This is a genomic window from Coprococcus sp. AF99-45, assembly GCF_027663865.1.
In the GTDB taxonomy this organism is placed as follows: domain Bacteria; phylum Bacillota; class Clostridia; order Lachnospirales; family Lachnospiraceae; genus Allocoprococcus; species Allocoprococcus comes.
In genome coordinates this window covers 117,336-134,375 of record NZ_JAQDGZ010000006.1, presented here as the reverse complement: position 1 = coordinate 134,375, position 17,040 = coordinate 117,336, and the positions used below count along the sequence as shown (strand labels likewise).

Annotated in this window: 14 protein-coding genes; 1 reads left to right on the top strand and 13 read right to left on the bottom strand. The window is 42.8% G+C overall.

Features of this window, described 5'->3' with window-relative positions; genetic code table 11:
- Positions 1-3 precede the first annotated feature (3 nt).
- Both PGR14_RS07100 and PGR14_RS07095 read right to left on the bottom strand, forming a co-directional pair.
- Positions 4-1,620 (bottom strand): GH3 family domain-containing protein, encoded by a 1,617-nt coding sequence (locus PGR14_RS07100; protein WP_227120475.1) that lies wholly within the window; start codon positions 1,618-1,620, stop codon positions 4-6.
- Positions 1,621-1,637: 17 nt separating this feature from the next.
- Positions 1,638-2,210 carry a hypothetical protein gene (locus PGR14_RS07095; protein ID WP_022220781.1) on the bottom strand — a complete coding sequence of 191 codons (573 nt, stop codon included), beginning with the start codon at positions 2,208-2,210 and terminating at the stop codon, positions 1,638-1,640.
- Between the two features lie 254 nt (positions 2,211-2,464).
- Between PGR14_RS07095 and PGR14_RS07090 the strand changes: the two genes are divergently transcribed.
- Entirely contained in the window at positions 2,465-3,769 is a 1,305-nt protein-coding gene (locus tag PGR14_RS07090) for an alpha-amylase family glycosyl hydrolase (RefSeq protein ID WP_270223175.1), read from the top strand.
- Between the two features lie 67 nt (positions 3,770-3,836).
- Here PGR14_RS07090 and PGR14_RS07085 read toward each other — a convergent pair whose 3' ends face one another.
- The 11 genes from PGR14_RS07085 to PGR14_RS07035 form a co-directional block, all read right to left on the bottom strand.
- The gene (locus PGR14_RS07085; protein ID WP_055260817.1) at positions 3,837-4,439 is read right to left on the bottom strand and encodes a Maf family protein; all 603 of its coding nucleotides are present in this window, start codon (positions 4,437-4,439) and stop codon (positions 3,837-3,839) included.
- Between the two features lie 3 nt (positions 4,440-4,442).
- A complete protein-coding gene (locus PGR14_RS07080; RefSeq protein WP_055260815.1) occupies positions 4,443-4,952 on the bottom strand; it encodes a flavin reductase family protein in 510 nt (169 codons plus the stop codon).
- Between the two features lie 12 nt (positions 4,953-4,964).
- A complete protein-coding gene (tyrS, locus tag PGR14_RS07075) occupies positions 4,965-6,188 on the bottom strand; it encodes a tyrosine--tRNA ligase (RefSeq protein ID WP_008373203.1) in 1,224 nt (407 codons plus the stop codon).
- Positions 6,189-6,957: 769 nt separating this feature from the next.
- A complete protein-coding gene (locus tag PGR14_RS07070; RefSeq protein WP_008373201.1) occupies positions 6,958-8,361 on the bottom strand; it encodes an alanine/glycine:cation symporter family protein in 1,404 nt (467 codons plus the stop codon).
- A 130-nt stretch (positions 8,362-8,491) separates the two neighbouring features.
- A complete protein-coding gene (locus tag PGR14_RS07065; RefSeq protein ID WP_022220784.1) occupies positions 8,492-9,334 on the bottom strand; it encodes a carbohydrate ABC transporter permease in 843 nt (280 codons plus the stop codon).
- Positions 9,334-10,185: a carbohydrate ABC transporter permease gene (locus tag PGR14_RS07060; RefSeq protein ID WP_055156080.1), complete on the bottom strand. Its 852-nt coding sequence runs from the start codon at positions 10,183-10,185 to the stop codon at positions 9,334-9,336. Before PGR14_RS07060 ends, PGR14_RS07065 begins: the two co-directional genes overlap by 1 nt.
- A gap of 190 nt (positions 10,186-10,375) precedes the next feature.
- Positions 10,376-11,695 carry an ABC transporter substrate-binding protein gene (locus PGR14_RS07055; RefSeq protein ID WP_055156079.1) on the bottom strand — a complete coding sequence of 440 codons (1,320 nt, stop codon included), beginning with the start codon at positions 11,693-11,695 and terminating at the stop codon, positions 10,376-10,378.
- A gap of 165 nt (positions 11,696-11,860) precedes the next feature.
- Positions 11,861-13,150, bottom strand: a complete 1,290-nt coding sequence (locus PGR14_RS07050; RefSeq protein ID WP_227120472.1) for an ABC transporter substrate-binding protein — start codon at positions 13,148-13,150, stop codon at positions 11,861-11,863.
- A complete protein-coding gene (locus tag PGR14_RS07045; RefSeq protein ID WP_055247690.1) occupies positions 13,140-14,921 on the bottom strand; it encodes a sensor histidine kinase in 1,782 nt (593 codons plus the stop codon). Before PGR14_RS07045 ends, PGR14_RS07050 begins: the two co-directional genes overlap by 11 nt.
- Complete coding sequence (locus PGR14_RS07040; protein ID WP_055156077.1) at positions 14,918-16,516, bottom strand: response regulator; 1,599 nt, start codon at positions 16,514-16,516, stop codon at positions 14,918-14,920. The genes PGR14_RS07045 and PGR14_RS07040 overlap by 4 nt, the downstream gene beginning before the upstream one ends.
- 35 nt (positions 16,517-16,551) lie before the next feature.
- Entirely contained in the window at positions 16,552-16,998 is a 447-nt protein-coding gene (locus PGR14_RS07035) for a Na+/H+ antiporter NhaC family protein (RefSeq protein WP_082424180.1), read from the bottom strand.
- Positions 16,999-17,040: the final 42 nt, after the last annotated feature.

Below are 17,040 nucleotides of genomic sequence, written 5' to 3'. Positions count from 1 at the left end.
CTCTTATCTCACTTTGTTCAAACATTCCTGCACTTCCAGCAACGCCTTCAAATCATAATAAGAAGGATTCATCTGATGCAGTTTTTTTCCAGTCTGTTTTTCATAAGTTTCAAATGTTCCGCACGTAAAAATTGTAACCTGCAAAGGATCCATTCCCAATATTTTCTTCAAGTCACGGTAATCCTGATCAATATATTTAAAATATGTACTCAGTAACTCTTTTAAAATATCGGCGCTCATGGCACTGTTCAGCAAGGATTCCCGTTCCAGTTCTACATACATATGCAGATATGGGCGGTTCTTTTCATTATATTCTTTTGCCGCAACCCAGTTTGTGATCGGGAGCTTTGACAGACGAATAACATTTCGGATCCCATTTTCTGAAATCCTTGTAAATCCTGCTATGTCAATGATCCATGGTACCCTGTCCACATATTCAAAACGTGGGATCTGTGTTTCATCTTCCTTGTTTTCCAGTCCAACGCACCGGTACATATCACCACAACGATATCTCGCGAATGCACCGCCTTTCAAAATCGTAAATACGAGCTCATATTTTTCTCCCGGTCGGACTTCATCCATCAGATATGTCGGTGGAACATAAGACGGATCCTCATGATTTTTCAACATATCCTTCTCTGTGATAAATTCATAAAATGCCGTATCCGGGAAGAAATACATTCCTTTTCTCGTCCAGGTCTCTGTCCCCATTATAGATGGCTCCGTACCGGCAAACAATTCCATCGGCCGGATTCCCCAGAGCTCTTCCAGATCATCTTTATAGCACTGATTATCCGTACCTGCTACCATGAACCCTTTTAAATGGAATAAATCCTTTGGAAGTAATTGCCGGTTCTCTTTTTTACAGCGGCACTTTGCCTGTATCAGGCGGAAGATCATATGCGGTCTGCATTTCAGAAGACTTGATAGTTGGATGCCTCTGCCACCAGTCAGCGAAGACAGGCTCAGACTTACCGCATAAGCCACACTTCCAAGTCCAAAGAAAAATCCCAGATCTTTTTTCATCGCCATTTTAAATCCCAGCTTGTTTCGTTCGCTGAAACTCATATTCACAGCATCTTTTACTGCCGGAAGGAACTCGATATCGATTTCTTCTCCGAGTGCCAGTGGAAAAAGTCCTGTAGCATATGGAAGCGGTGCCAGCGCATACAGGAATTTATCCGTAGATGCAACATCAAAAGATCCCTTTTTCCTGCTGGTCGATAAAATCAGACATGCTGTCACATTATTCCGGTAGGTATCCAGCATACTTCTTGTATACGGCGCAACCTTAATCGGATGTTTCCCGCCTTCCCAGGTTGTCTGAATCCAGATCACCGGATTCCCCGGAAGCATATCAGGCTGCTTGGTCAAAAGAATATCTGCATAATCTTCATACTCCGTCAGTGGTACCATTTTACGGAATTCATCCAGATTTCGGGGATGTTTTCCTTTCAAAATCGACTGCCCAAGTCCACAGTTACTCCACAGCTGGATCTGTTCTTCCATCAGCCGTTGCTGGATTTTCATGTAACCGTCCATCGACAGATCCAGAAATCCACAGTACTGCTGCCATATTTCATTATACTGTTGTTTTTTTAATTTTTCTTTTAAATTCATAGACTGTCCGCTCCAGATCAATCATTTTTTCTGATAGTACGCAGGCATACCAGTATACTTTTTCTGTTCGGTATCAGAAATGGCGTACTTTGCTGATATTCTTTATAGTTAAAAAATGTCCGTGGAAATGTCCACAGATCCTGAAAAATAATATACAGATAATTCCAGAAAATCATAAGGAAAAAATAAATCCCTTGTTTCCATCCACCGACCATTCCCCACATGCACAAATACGCTCCTGCAAACCATAAAACACCCGGATGGCGGCACAATCCATACATACCTTCTGTATAAGCCGCACGCAGTTTATTTTCTTCACAATAGGTTTCTTCAAAGGGAAGCGCAAAAAACAACGTATAAATGAGCAGACAAAAGAAAAGGAATCCTCCTAATCCAAATCCGGTCATTGTTCCGATCTTCCGATGGCAACTCCCCCATGCTGCATAAAGTTCTGCAATCAGCGATACTACAACGAGAATACTCCCAGCTGCAAAAAATTTTTGTAATACTGCATTCTTCATCCGAACACTGTTAATATCATAAATAAAATACAGAATAAATCCTGTACTTCCTAGTATAAACTGCCACATTTTTCTCTCCATAATTTGTGCATTATTATGCACAAATACCTTTTCACGCACCATAAATTATAATAAAGGTTACTATAAATTGCAACAAAAAAAATGGCTTCCCTTTCCTTTTTTTCAAAAACATTACTATATCATTACATTTTTTACAAATTCCACTTTTTGCTTTAAATAGTATACCATCATTTGACTCTATCTGATACAATAGATGTATGGGATTTTTATCCAAATTTTGACTAAAAGGCAGGTACTAGAATATGTGGGCTTATGAAGGAATTTTTTATCAGATCTATCCAATTGGATTCTGTGGCGCTCCGACCGCAAATGACGGAAAAACCGTATCTCGAATTTTAAAATTAAAGGACTGGAGCAGTTATCTGGAATCCTTAGGTATCTCTTCTATATTATTAAATCCAATTTTCGAATCAGATAATCATGGTTATGACACCAGGGATTATAAAAAAATTGACTGCCGTCTCGGAACCAATAAAGATTTCGCAGAAGTATGCAAAGATCTCCATGCACACAATGTAAAAATTGTCCTTGACGGTGTGTTTAATCACGTAGGACGTGGCTTCTGGGCATTTAAAGATGTACTGGAAAAGAAATGGGATTCTCCATACAAAGACTGGTTCTGTATCAATTTTGACGGTAATTCCTGCTACAATGACGGCTTCTGGTATGAGGGATGGGAAGGACATTTTGAACTGGTCAAACTGAACCTTGCCAATCCTGCTGTTGTAGATTATCTTCTGGAATGTGTAAAGGGCTGGATCGATGAATTTGATATCGACGGTCTCCGGCTTGACGTTGCATACTGCCTGGACCGCAATTTCATGAAACGTCTACGCAGTTTCTGCCAGGAATTAAAACCTGACTTTGCCCTGATCGGAGAGGTTCTCTTCGGAGACTATAATCAGATCGTCAATGACGAAATGCTGCACAGCTGCACCAACTACGAATGCTATAAAGGCATTTACTCCAGCTTCAACAGCATGAACATGTTTGAGATCGCGCACTCTCTGAACCGTCAGTACGGACCGGAACAGTGGTGCATTTACCGTGGAAAACATCTGATGTCTTTTGTTGACAACCACGATGTGACCCGAATTGCAAGTATCCTGACCAACAAGAACCACCTGCCGCTGACTTACGGTCTTCTTCTTGGTATGCCGGGTGTTCCTTGCATTTATTATGGAAGTGAATGGGGTGAGGAAGGAGTAAAAGCTCCGGACAATGACTATGCTCTCCGCCCATGCTTCGATGCGCCAAAACCGAATGCACTGACTGAACAGATCAAAAAAATGATCCATGTCAGAACCGGAAGCAATGCTCTTTGCCATGGAAGTTATCGCAATGTTGTCCTTACTAATCATCAGCTCATCTTTGAGCGCAAAACAGATGATGAACGGATGCTGGTTGCAATTAACGCATCGGATGCACCGTTTACCGCACACAACGTCGAACTCGGGGGAACTATGACTGATCTGCTCACCGGAAATGAAATCCAGATGAACGGCCAGCTCGAAATACCACCATACAGTGTGCAGTATCTGAAATAAAACTTTTTCTTCCTAAAAAACCGGGAGAGATGACTTTTCCAACAAGTCATCTCTCCCAGTTTCTTTTTTAATAAATATATTCCTTCATTTCCTGATAAACTCTCGCAAGAGGAAGACCCACGATCGTATTATAATCGCCTTCAATCCCACGAATATACATGCCAAATGCACCCTGGATCCCGTAGGCTCCTGCTTTGTCCATCGGCTCTCCTGTTGCAATATATTCCCGGATTTCTTCCTTGCACATCGGATATACATGCACATCACTGCATTCATGAAATGTCTTCCGGATCTTTTTCCCATCCTTCTTTATCAGAAGCGTAACACCGGTGTAAACCTGATGCGCTTTTCCCTGAAGCATGGAAATCATCTGATATGCCTCCTCTTTATCCTTTGGCTTTCCGAGAATCTTTCCATCTGCTGCAACCACCGTATCCGAACCGATCACCAGAAAATCCCCTGCATTTTTCTTTTCATACTGCTGGTAGACATCTTCTGCTTTCTGCGCAGAAAGTTCTTCCACAACCTGGCTTGGAACCTGGGATGTAATTACTTCCTCACTGTGTGACGGCATGACTACATGCTTTATATTTCCCTGTTCCAGCAGTTCTGTCCTGCGCGGTGATGCAGAGGCCAGAACTACAGTCAGCTTCTGTATTCTACTACACATAGCTTAATCCTCTTTCACAAGAATCTTCTTAATTTCTCCCATATACATGTTATGCATATCTTTGTCAGCATACCATTTGTCAAGATTTGCTTTCTCAACAAAATTTTCTTCTCCCATACGCTGTACATAAACCTTCTTGCATACAAAGATCATTTTTGCTTCTTCAAACGCAACTGTTCCATCTACATAATATGGTGTCAGACCGGCTTCTTTGATCTTATCTTCGTCCCTTCCGGAGACTCTTCCACAGAGATTTAACGCTTCTCTATGCTCTTCTCCAAAGAATGCCAGTGTAAAATAATCTTCTCTGTCCACAAATTCTTTGGTATAACGGGAATCACGGATATAAGCTGTCGCAGTCGGCTTGCCCCACATAATTCCAACACCACCCCAGCTTGCTGTCATGGTGTTACATTTTTCTTCATTTCCTGCTGTGATCAGCATCCACTGTTTTCCGATCAGGTCAAATGGATTATCCTTTAATCCTTCTGCTTTTATTTCTGTAAAACTCATTTTTCTGTCCTCTTATTTTGCGATTACTTTACGGAAATTCTTCTTTCCTTTTCTTACAACTTTTCCTTCACCTTCAAAGTCTGCTTTTGCAAATGTTGTCGCAATATCGGAAACCTTTTCTCCGTCAACGGCAACTCCACCCTGCTGTACGGCACGGCGTGCTTCTGACTTGGAAGCAACCAGTCCACTCTTGTGAAGCAGTGTCAGGATATCGACAGACCCGTCTGCAAAATCTTCATCAGAAAGCTCTGCTGTCGGCATATCTGCTGCATTTCCTGAGCTGAACAGTGCACGTGCGCCTTCCTGTGCCTTTGTAGCTTCTTCTTCGCCGTGAACCAGTTTTGTCAGTTCGAACGCAAGGATTTCTTTTGCTGTGTTAAGCTGTGCGCCTTCCCATTTGTCCATCTCATCAATCTGCTCAAGCGGAAGGAATGTCAGCATACGTAAACATTTAAGAACATCTGCATCTGCCACATTTCTCCAATACTGGTAGAATTCAAACGGAGAAGTTTTTTCCGGATCAAGCCATACAGCTCCAGACTGTGTCTTACCCATCTTCTTTCCTTCTGAATTCAGAAGCAGTGTGATTGTCATCGCACTTGCATCCTTACCAAGCTTACGACGGATCAGCTCTGTACCACCAAGCATGTTGCTCCACTGATCATCTCCGCCAAACTGAAGATTACAGCCGTATTTCTGGTATAACATATAGAAATCATAGCTCTGCATGATCATGTAATTGAACTCAAGGAAGCTCAGTCCCTTTTCCATACGCTGTTTGTAGCATTCTGCAGTCAGCATACGATTTACGGAGAAATGTGCTCCGACTTCACGAAGTACTTCCACATAATTCAGATCCATCAGCCAGTCCGCATTATTAACCATCAGTGCTTTCCCGTCTGAAAAATCAATAAAACGGCTCATCTGCTTCTTAAAGCAGTCACAGTTGTGCTGGATTGTCTCCGGTGTCATCATCTGACGCATATCTGTTCTACCGGACGGATCCCCGATCATAGCAGTACCGCCCCCGATCAAAGCGATCGGCTTATTGCCAGCCTCCTGCAGTCTCTTCATCAGGCACAGTGCCATAAAATGTCCAACATGCAGACTATCCGCCGTCGGATCAAACCCAATATAAAACGTAGCCTTCCCGTTATTCACCAGATCCCGGATAAGCGGCTCATCCGTAACCTGCGCAATCAATCCTCTGGCCTTAAGCTCTTCATAAATACCCATTTTCCTAATTTCCTTTCTTTTTCAAAACCTATATCTTAGTCACAGCCAATCTTCTCCCCCGGAGAAGGAGGCGTCCCGTCTGGAACTCTTTGAAGTCTTCAAGGATGTCAGCCATCCGGAAACCATTTCTATTTGACTGCATGTGCAGGCGGATGCTCATACTTCTTAGGTTTTGGGAATTTGTGTTATAATTGAAAATCCATCTGTCTGAGCGCAGCGAGTTATGGATTTTCAATCATGCCCTTAACAAATTTACAAAACCTTAGAAGTATCAACCGCCGAACCCGCAGACAAATAGAAATAGATTCCGGATAGCGTCCGTCCTGAACCCCTTCAATTTTTCCAATAAAAAAACCTCGTCCTCCGGACAATCAGCCTTTAAGGACGAGGTATATTCTCTCGTGGTACCACCTTAATTCACATCCGGCTCGCACCGAATGCCTCAGTCAGTAACTAACATTACCGTAGCAAGTATAACGTCCGCCACTCCGTCACAGCTTACTTGCGCTTCCGCGCGTTCGGTGTGAAGCTCCAAGATGTATTCACATCTGACTCTTCGTGCACCTCTCATCAACCGGTTACTTTCTGTCTGAGCCTTGTCATCTGCTACTTGTTCTCTTCATAGCCTATAATTTTCTTTTCTTTTGTCATACTACCGTATCCTTCAAAATTTGTCAAGCCGGATTTCACGCCAAATTATCACAAAACAACTTTTGTCAAATCCACTTCACAGCCTTCCATCATTTTCCGAACCACTCTCGCAGATTCCCTAATTCCAGAAATCCGTCTTCTGCTCCAGCTCAATATCTGCACTTTTAAACACCGGATTAACTCCCCGCTTCAACTGATCCTCATAATCCCGGATTGCCTTAAATGCCGTCCCGGACAAAATCAGGATCACCGGAATATTGATCAGTGCCATCACGCCCATCAGTACATCGGAAAGATCCCACAAAAGCGACATTTCCATACCTGCCCCTAGAAATACAACAAATGCCGATACCAGGCGGAATCCGCGCATAAATTTTTTCCCCGGTTCCTTTTTATGGATATAGGTCAGAAGATTATCGCAATAGAAACAATTTCCAAGCAATGTTGTAAACGCAAAAAATACCATAGCCACCGTTATAAATACCGGACCAAATGCTCCCAGGGATTCCTGAAGAGATGCCTGAACCCACGGTGCCCCCTGCATCTCCCTGGTTGGATCAATGCCAGACGACATACACATCATCGCCGTTGCCGTGCAAAGAAGAAGTGTGTCGATAAAGACAGACAGCATCTGAACCAGTCCCTGTTTGACCGGATGGCTGACATTTGCAGAAGCAGATGCATTCGGTGCCGAACCGATTCCGGCTTCGTTGGAATAAAGCCCACGGCGGATACCCTGCATCATAGCAGAACCCGCAAACGCTCCGAAAATCGCCTTGAAATCAAACGCTTCCTCAAAAATACGCAGGAACATTTCCGGCACATTGCGGATATTGATGATAACCACAATCAGCGCCATACCGATATATGCAAGTCCCATCACCGGCACAAGCGTCGATGTCACCTTTACAATACGGCTTCCACCGCCAAGCAGACACCATCCGGTCAGAACTGCCAGAATCCCACCAATGATCCATGGGCTTACCTTCGGATCATAAAAAGAAAATCCGGAAAATGTAGACTGCAGATTGTAGGATGCCAGCATATTGAATCCAAATGCATAAGTCAGGATCATGGCAATACAAAACACGATCGCCAGTGGTCTGCAATGCAGCGCCGCCTCGATATAATAAGCCGGACCACCATAGCATTTCCCATCCTCTCCCTTTTTCTTGTAAATCTGTGCCAGCGTACTTTCAATCAGTGCAGACGCACTTCCAATGATCGCAATCACCCACATCCAGAATACAGAACCAAATCCCCCAATACAAATTGCCGATGACACCCCGACAATATTTCCCGTTCCTACTCTCGATGCCGTTGAAACCATAAGCGCCTGGAATGATGAGATTGCCTCTTTGTCGTCCGGCTTCTCCATCACGGACTCACAAGCTCTCTCAAATAAACGCACCTGTGGAAATCTTGTCCGGATTGTAAAATATAAACCTGCACCGATCAGAATAATCACCAGAAGTTTGCTGTACATAAATGAACTGACCGCCCCAATAATCGTCTGAAACATACCTTCTTTCCTTTCTCAGTGTTTTCTACCATTTTCGCTATATCTTAACGGAAACTCTCAAAATTTGCAAGCTTTTTCTATTTAAAAGCGGACAAGCAACGCCTGTCCGCCAAATTTATACTATATTTTTCTATCCCTTTACAGCTCCGGCAGCAACACCCTTGATGATGTACTTCTGTCCTGCCAGATATACAATGATGATTGGGATTACTGTAAGCATAATGCTTGCCATCATCGGTCCCATTTCAACTCTTCCGTAACTTCCGCGGAAATACTGGATCAGCATTGGGATTGTTTTATACTTCTTAATATCAAGTACAAGAGTTGGAAGCAGGTAATCATTCCATACCCACATTGCTTCCAGAATACCTACGGATATCATGGTAGGCTTCAGGATATGGATATCGATCAAAAAGAAGGTCTGCAGCGGATTACATCCGTCGATCATGGCAGCTTCTTCGATTTCTACAGGAATCGATTTTACAAATCCGCAGAACATAAATACCGCAAGACCTGCGCCAAATCCGAGATAGATCACCCAGATATTCCATGGCATATTCAGATGTAAGGTATCTGCTGTCTGTGACAAGGTGAACATAACCATCTGGAAAGGAACAACCATGGAAAATACAAACAGATAATATAAAATCTTTGAAATCGGACTATTTACACGGGTTATATACCATGCACACATGGAGCAACATACAAGAATAGCAACTACAGAAGTAATCGTAATAAATGTACTGTATCCAAGACTGCTCAAAAATCCTTTTGAAGCAACGGCATCTACATAGTTTGCGATTCCTGCAAATGCATCTGCAGTCGGAAGTTTAAATGCAGTTCCTGTACTGATCGCTGATTCTTTTTTCAAAGAGTTCATCAGGATCATAATGATCGGATAAATCCAGGCGAGTGCCGCAATTGTTAATATAACTATCCATATTGTATTTGCAATACTTTTCTTCTTTTTCATTACTGCTGCACCTCCTTAGATCTTGTTGCTTTCAGCTGTACCAGTGAAATAATGATAACCAGAACACAGAAGATCACTGCTTTTGCCTGTCCATAACCTTTCCACTGCATTCCGGCACGTGCGTAGAATGTCTGGTAAATATTCAGTGCCAGCATTTCTGTCGCATGGTTCGGATCTCCACCTGTAAGAGCCAGGTTCTGGTCAAACAATTTAAATGAATTGGTAAGTGTCAGGAAGACGCAGATCGTGATGGAAGACATTACCATCGGAACTCTGATTTTCCAGAGGATATCCCACTTTGCTGCTCCGTCAATCTCTGCTGCTTCGATCAGATCATCCGGTACATTCTGAAGACCTGCGATGTAAATGATCATCATATATCCGATCTGCTGCCAGCACATCAAAATGATAAGTCCCCAGTAACCGGCTGAAGAATTCAGTGCCAGAAGCGGCTGTCCGATGATCGTAAGCAGACAGTTGATCAGGATCTGCCAGATATATCCAAGTACGATTCCACCGATCAGGTTCGGCATAAAGAAAATAGTTCTGAAAATATTGGTTCCCTTTAACTTCTGTGTCAGAAGCAGTGCCAGACCAAATGCCAGTACGTTGATCAGTAAGATCGATACAATCGCAAATAATACTGTAAATTTAAATGAACTTGTAAATGATGTATCCTTGATTGCTGCGGTATAATTTGATATTCCAACAAATGTTGCATTTCCTACTGTTGTAAACTTACAAAAAGAAAGATAAAATCCCTGTGCAAACGGAATAATAAATCCGATCACAAATGCAAGAAATGTTGGGAGAACAAATATTGGTGCATGTTTTTTCAGTGCCTTCTCCATAGAAATCCTCCTCTTTTCCTTTTGCCCGGAAGGATCTTCCTACCAGGTGGCTCTCATTTCACTTTTTATTTTTATATGGAAAAACGTAGGTTCCCATATCCAGAAAACCCGCTTCGTACAGGCTCTCCTCTCACTTAAAAGGGGCAGGCAAGCCGCCTGCCCCTAGGTCAGTTCTTTTTATGCAACTTATTTATTCATTTGCAAGCTTGTATTCAGATGCCCATCCATCTACGAATGCACTTACTACTGCATCCCAGTTAGCATCTGTCTGATCTGCCGCATAAGCTGTCAGTGCAGATCCAACACCATTTTTCCACTCTTCTGAAGGCATTGTTGAGAAGTTCCATGCTACCGGAGTCTTTCCGTCTTCGGTCATCTGTTTGTCTTCTTTGATAAAGAGATTCTTAGATTCCTGAGCTTTCTTAAACGGAATGTTGAATCCCATATCGTCTGCCATACATTTTGTTCCTTCATCTGAAGTTACACACCAGTCCATAAAATCTAATGTAGCCTGAATATCAGCTTCGTCTGCGTCTTTATTTACGCACCAGTAATTTTCTGTACCTGTGCAGAGTCCCTGGTTTGCTTCATCGCCTACACCAAAGTAAACCGGAAGCATGGTCATGTCATCATCTGTCAGACCGCCATCGATCAGCTGTGTATATTCCCATGTACCATTCTGATAGAATACAGCTTTTTTATTCAGGAATTCATTTCTTGCATCGTCACCTGTCTTTGCAGCAAGATCCTTTGGATCGCATGTGCTGTTGTTGATGTACAGATCCCACATATCGCGATAATTGTCAAGATATGTGCCTTTGATTGCATCTGTTGTGTTAATTCCTTCATCCTGATATTCAAAGTAGATCGGAAGGTTTGCAAGGTGTGTCTTGAATCTCCAGTCAGAAGATCCGTCCATACCTGCTGAAGTAAATGCAGAAAATCCAAGTTCAGAAGTTCTATTTGTAATGTCTTCTGCTACTTTTTTCAGATCTGCAAAAGATTTGATGTCATCCGGTGTATATCCTGCTTCTTTTAATAATGTCTTATTTGTGATAATTCCGTATGTTTCAATAACATATCCGATACCCGCTACAGAATCTCCGTCTTTCAGTGCATAATCATCACTTGTGAGTTCTTTGTAAATATCAGAATCTGATAAGTCGTAGCAATAATCTTTCCAGTTTGCAAGTCCTACAGGTCCGTTTACCTGGAATAATGTTGGTGCTCCGCTCTTTCCCATTTCACTCATCAGAGTGGTTTCATAGTTTCCGGAAGCTGCTGTAACAACCGTTACATCTACACCTGTCTCTTTTGTGTAATCCTTTGCCAGCTGCTGCCACTGCTCATCCTGCTCCGGTTTGAAGTTCAGATAATATACAGATCCTTTGCTGCTGTCCCCTTTACCGTCTGCACTCTTGCCATCGCTCTTGCTTCCACATCCTGCAAAGCATCCAAGTGTCATGATTCCTACCAGCCCCAGTGCCAGCCATCTTTTTTTGTTTTTCATAATTTCCGTTCCTCCTCGTCTGGATTTCTTTTCTATGCTTAAATAATAGCAAGAATCCAATCAAAGACTGTAACAAATCGCAAACCTCCTTTAACAAAAAATATACTTTTCGAAATGTAAAAAATTTGTTATTGATAAAATGACACCAACAGCCTTCTCCTCCCATCATCTCTCTTTCTCATACTCCCGGATACTTTCATCGGCAGTCTCCACCATCTGCGCAGGCGTCATTTTCCCGGCGGCAAGCTGTGGCAGACACTCCCCGATCGTCTCTTCCTGAAGGATGGAGTTCCATTTCACCTGATAGTTCGGAACGATCTGCGGATTGTTATTGTAGGCATTTACATAATCCTGAAGGAGCTGGCTGATTTCAGTGCGTCCGTTCTTGTCCATCAGCTCTTTCTTCTCTTCCAGATTGAATTTCGTGCGAAATTTCAAAAATTCAACCGCTCCTTCTTTGACCTCCTCGCTGTAAGTGGAAACCACCGCCCAGCCAAAGGTTTCCGGTGAGGCAATCAGTTTATTTCCCGGAAATGCGGAAAATCTTACCTTTTCTTTCCATTCTTCCGGCAACTGGTCGATCATCCAGTATCCGTTCGGGATCATTGCCACCTTTCCTGCGACAAAATTATTGTATGCCACATCGTAGTCAGCATGAATTGCATCTTCTGTTGTATACCGAAACAATTTCTGCAAGGTTTCTGCAATTTCAAGACCGGTATCATTGGAATAGCTTTCTGGGAGAAGCTCTTTCATAAATGCATAGCCTTCTTCCGTGTGTGCTGCCTCTGCTGTTGCAATCAGCATCGGCGCCCAGCCGGTTCCTTCAGTGTGAAGTCCAAGCGGTGTGATTCCGTTTGCCTGCAGCCGGTCACAGCAGTCCCAGAATTCTTCCCATGTCTCCGGGAATTTCTCAATCCCTGCTTCCGCAAAAAGCTCCGGATTCCAAAACATGCCGGCGCACGCAAATGCCGCCGTACTGATCGGTCCAAGATAGATATTGCCATCCTCATCCGTACAGCCTTCCATCACCGCCGGTTCGATCATATTCCTCCACTCTTCATCCTCTTCCAGATACGGACTCAGATTCTCGATCCGTCCATCCGCAACCATCATCTGATAAAAGGACGGCAGGGTGCGCACATCATAGATCACAGCCGGAAGCTCGTCTGTGACATTTAACCGTTTCAGATTTTTTCGGTATTCCTCTTCCGTCTCCATGATCCATTCCACTTGCATATGATACGTACCGGCATATTCTTCATTAAACGCATCAACGACATCCTGTTCCGTTTTCTTGCCGGAAGTCGGATCTACCGTCAGAATGATCGGAATATCAATCTCTTTTTTTTCTGTGCTCCGGCTTGTCTGCCCCGTATTTTTACCACATCCGGTCAGCACTGTCAGAACCAGTGCGATACAAAACACCGATTGCAAATATTTTCTATAAATCACGTTTCTCCTTTCCGTCATCCGGAATTTGGATTGTACACCGAGTTCCATTTTCTTCTGCCTCATAGTAAAACAGCACATCCTCTCCATATTTCAGCCGCAGTCTGGTCAGTACATTCACCACTCCATATCCGTGTTCCTTATCCTGGAAGCATTTTTTCGCCTCCAGAATCGGATGCCCGTTTAAGGCATTGATCTTTTCCATCATTTCCCGGTCAATCGGCTTCCCATTATTGAATACCACGATTTTCAGCTGGCTATCCTCCCTCGCAATCTCAATCCGGATCAGACCATTCTCATAAATTTCGCAGAATCCGTGCTTGATCGCGTTCTCGACAAGTGGCTGCAAGATCAGCTTCAGCATCCACGTACTCTTCTCTTCCACCTTACACTCAATCTCATACCGGAACAGATTTGCATTCCGGATCTGTTGGATTTCCATATAACTCTTTACATTTTCCAGTTCGTCCTCCACCGTCGCGATATCACTGCCCTTGCTGAGTGACAGACGCAGATATTTGGAAAGTGCCTGAATCATCTTCATGGTTGTCTCTTCTCCGTTTATCCGCGCAAGCATGTAAATTGTATCCAGCGTATTATAAAGGAAATGTGGGTTGATCTGTGCCAGAAGCATGTTCAACTCCGTCCGTCTGAGCACCCCTTCCTGTTCTTTGATCTCTGCCAGAAGATTCTCAATATTTTTTAGCATCTTATTGTAGGAATGTCCGATCTGATCCAATTCTGTATTGGTATTCAGTTCAATCAGGCGACTGAAATCATTTCCGTCAAACTGTGTCATCTCTTCACTGATCTCCCGGATCGGACTGGTGAACCGCTTGGAAAAATAGATACTGATCACAACCGCTACCACTGCCACAAACAGATAAATCCCGATCAGCACCGTAAGTACCCTCATCGTTCCCTGCGTCATTACACTCGACGGAACGACTGTGAACACCGTCATTTCAGAGCTGCTTTCTTTGTAAATGGAGCAGACACCACCGCTCACTCTCCGGCTTTTTGCAAGAATACCACTCGTTTCCTGTGCGCTGATCTTATAGACTTCCTGTTTTACCGCATCCGAAATCTTCGTCCCTTTCGGGCACCAGGCAGCGCATAAATTTCCCTTCTTATCCAGAATTCCGATCTGCACTTCATCTGTCATACTCCGATCCTTTCCAAGTATCGTTTCCAGAAAGCCGTCATTCATCTTGATGAGCAGCAGTCCTGGTTTGCTGGCGTATTCCATGCTGTGTACATATCTTCCGATAAACAATGCTTCTTTCTCCGTCCCAAACAGAGTATCCTTCGCCCAGAACCATTGTGTTTTCGCATAAGAATCTCCCATGTAATCTTCCAGATGGCTGTCTGAAAAATCTTCATAATCAATATGCGAGTAGGATCTGGCATAAACATTATTTTTATTATCCACATAGCAGTATTCTGCCACATGATCCAGATTCATATAGGCAAAATATTTCTGAAGAGAGTTCTTTTCCACATCTGCAAATGAAGCTTTTTTCAGACTTTCCTGAACCTGATCGTAAGTAATACATTCTGCTGTCCCTTCATCCGCCTCTTTTGACAGTGTATCCAGAGCCAGCCCCATCTTCTCATTTAAAAATTCATATTTATCTGTAACCTCTGTGGTCAAACTCTGCCTTACATAAATCCAAACACCGATGCTTGACAGCAAAATTGCCAGCAACAACAGCCCCATTATATATCGAAGGTATTTTCTCTGTATTCCGGATTTAATCACCCATTTCTTCATTCTTCGTAATCCTTTTTGTATTCACTCGGTAATTTTCCTGTATATTCTTTAAATAAATGTGAAAAATAGGATGCATTGCTGATTCCCACCTGCTCACATACCGTTCCTATACTCTCACATCCATCCTGGATCAGCCTCTTTGCTTTCTCCATTCTCTGCTGTAAGAGATACTTTTTAAAGGTCATATGAAATGTATTTTTAAATACACGCCCGAAATATACCGGATTCAGATAAATCTGCGTTGCCACCTGAACAATAGAAAGTTCTTCCTCCTGCAAATGCTCACCGATATAAGAAAGTGCCACTGTCATATATTCCTTTGCACATTTATTTTCTCCGCTTTCTGCATATTTTTCCCGTTCCTCAATTGCTTCTCCGAGGATCCTATAACTGACATCTACCGCCTGTGCTGCTGTCAGACTCTCCATATTCGAATAATAATTTCGGAACTGTTTCTGCAGTTTTTCCGTCATTCCGTAAGTATCGTTCAGCATCATCTCCGCTTGCAGCATAACCTTATGTATATAACGGATCTGTAACTCTTCCTCATGTGGAAGTGCGTAGATCAACACAATAAAAGCCTGTTTTAACTCTTTAAACGTATTCTTCCGAACAGCATTGACGATCGTAAGTCCTGCCTCTTCACAATCACTTTTTGCCGCTTTTTCTTCCTTTTTCACAGGTATGGGAAAAGTATTCTCATTTGTGGCATTGCTGCAGATTGGCTCGAAAAGTCCCTGCGCCTCTTCGTAACTTCGGCGGATTCCATCCAGTCCTTTATACGGTTTGGAAATCGATGCAGTAACCGGACTTTTCTGTTCCCCTTTAACCTGTTCCAGAATCTGCGCAATCTCGCGCACTGTCGCATTTTCCTTTGTCTTGATCAGAAATACATGACAACCTTCTGCCTTTTCAAAATGCCAGAAAAAATACCGCTCTGAAAACATTTCTTCCAGAGATTGTATCAATTCCAGCCTGGCTGCTTCGTAATTCAGTGCATCCGTAATCTTATATGTAAGATCAAGATCCACACACATTGCAATAAAACGGTCGCCCTCTTCGATCACATCTTTCAAGATCGCAAATACTTCCTGCACCTTTTCATAGGAAATTTTATTCTGTAAATATTTCTGTACAACAACCTGGAGAAAACTGGTGGAATCTTTTCGGATCATATTTTCCCAGCTTTCATAACGTTCTTCGCTCTCCAGTTTCTCCATACAGGTCTGGTATGCGCCCTGCATGGTCTCCTGCAGTTTATCTTCCTCGATTGGTTTCAGCAGATATGCATATGCACCAAGATCACACGCCTGCTGTGCATAATTAAAATCACGGTACGCACTGAGCACAATAAAAACCGGATCCAGCTCTGTCTTCTGGATCTCTTCCATCACCATCAGACCGGAAACCTGTTTCATCCGGATATCCGTCAGTACGACATGGGGCTTCACTTTTTTGATCACTTCGATTGCCTGCTCCCCACTCTGTGCCTGACCGGCAACTTCAAATCCCATCTCATTCCAGTTGTACGTCTTAACCAGTCCCTGCAGAAGGATTGGTTCGTCATCTACAATCACAAGTTTTAATAATTTCATACCATTTTCCCCATTCCTGATAATCTTCCTACTTCTTATTTTAGATAAGACATGATAAAGAATTTATCAAAAACTATACTTTTGATGCAAAAAATCATACTTTTACCAAAAATTATACATTTCGGGGAAAAAAATAGCAAGAAATTAAAAAAAGCCGTTACATGATCGATATGATCAGATCCGGTTGCAAGTGATGATAAAATCGTGGTATCAGAAAGCGGTGAACAATGATCTCCAAAGCATCCTCCACCCATTACAGCTGCTATTGCAGCATATACGACCGGTGTTAAAGCTCCACCAGATATATTCAGAGCCATCTGTACACAGATTGGTGTAACAATCGCATAGGTTCCCCATGAAGTTCCTGTAAAGAATGCAATAAAAGCAGATACTACAAAAGTCAATGTCATAAGGATCGTCGGTGTCATCCAGCTTTCTGTAATAGAAATTACATAATCTGCAGTTCCTTCGGAATCTCCTATAAAAAAAAGCTGGCAGACAAATGTATTTTTCTCATCTGTCTG

What these genes read in the sequence shown, in the direction of transcription:
- PGR14_RS07090 (WP_270223175.1), top strand. Translation starts at nt 2,465, where the DNA reads ATGTGGGCTTATGAAGGAATTTTTTATCAGATCTATCCAATTGGATTC.
- tyrS (WP_008373203.1), bottom strand. Translation starts at nt 6,188, where the DNA reads ATGGGTATTTATGAAGAGCTTAAGGCCAGAGGATTGATTGCGCAGGTT.
- PGR14_RS07040 (WP_055156077.1), bottom strand. Translation starts at nt 16,516, where the DNA reads ATGAAATTATTAAAACTTGTGATTGTAGATGACGAACCAATCCTTCTG.
- PGR14_RS07080 (WP_055260815.1), bottom strand. Translation starts at nt 4,952, where the DNA reads ATGAGTTTTACAGAAATAAAAGCAGAAGGATTAAAGGATAATCCATTT.
- PGR14_RS07100 (WP_227120475.1), bottom strand. Translation starts at nt 1,620, where the DNA reads ATGAATTTAAAAGAAAAATTAAAAAAACAACAGTATAATGAAATATGG.
- PGR14_RS07045 (WP_055247690.1), bottom strand. Translation starts at nt 14,921, where the DNA reads ATGAAGAAATGGGTGATTAAATCCGGAATACAGAGAAAATACCTTCGA.
- PGR14_RS07060 (WP_055156080.1), bottom strand. Translation starts at nt 10,185, where the DNA reads ATGGAGAAGGCACTGAAAAAACATGCACCAATATTTGTTCTCCCAACA.
- PGR14_RS07070 (WP_008373201.1), bottom strand. Translation starts at nt 8,361, where the DNA reads ATGTTTCAGACGATTATTGGGGCGGTCAGTTCATTTATGTACAGCAAA.
- PGR14_RS07095 (WP_022220781.1), bottom strand. Translation starts at nt 2,210, where the DNA reads ATGTGGCAGTTTATACTAGGAAGTACAGGATTTATTCTGTATTTTATT.
- PGR14_RS07065 (WP_022220784.1), bottom strand. Translation starts at nt 9,334, where the DNA reads ATGAAAAAGAAGAAAAGTATTGCAAATACAATATGGATAGTTATATTA.
- PGR14_RS07085 (WP_055260817.1), bottom strand. Translation starts at nt 4,439, where the DNA reads ATGTGTAGTAGAATACAGAAGCTGACTGTAGTTCTGGCCTCTGCATCA.
- PGR14_RS07055 (WP_055156079.1), bottom strand. Translation starts at nt 11,695, where the DNA reads ATGAAAAACAAAAAAAGATGGCTGGCACTGGGGCTGGTAGGAATCATG.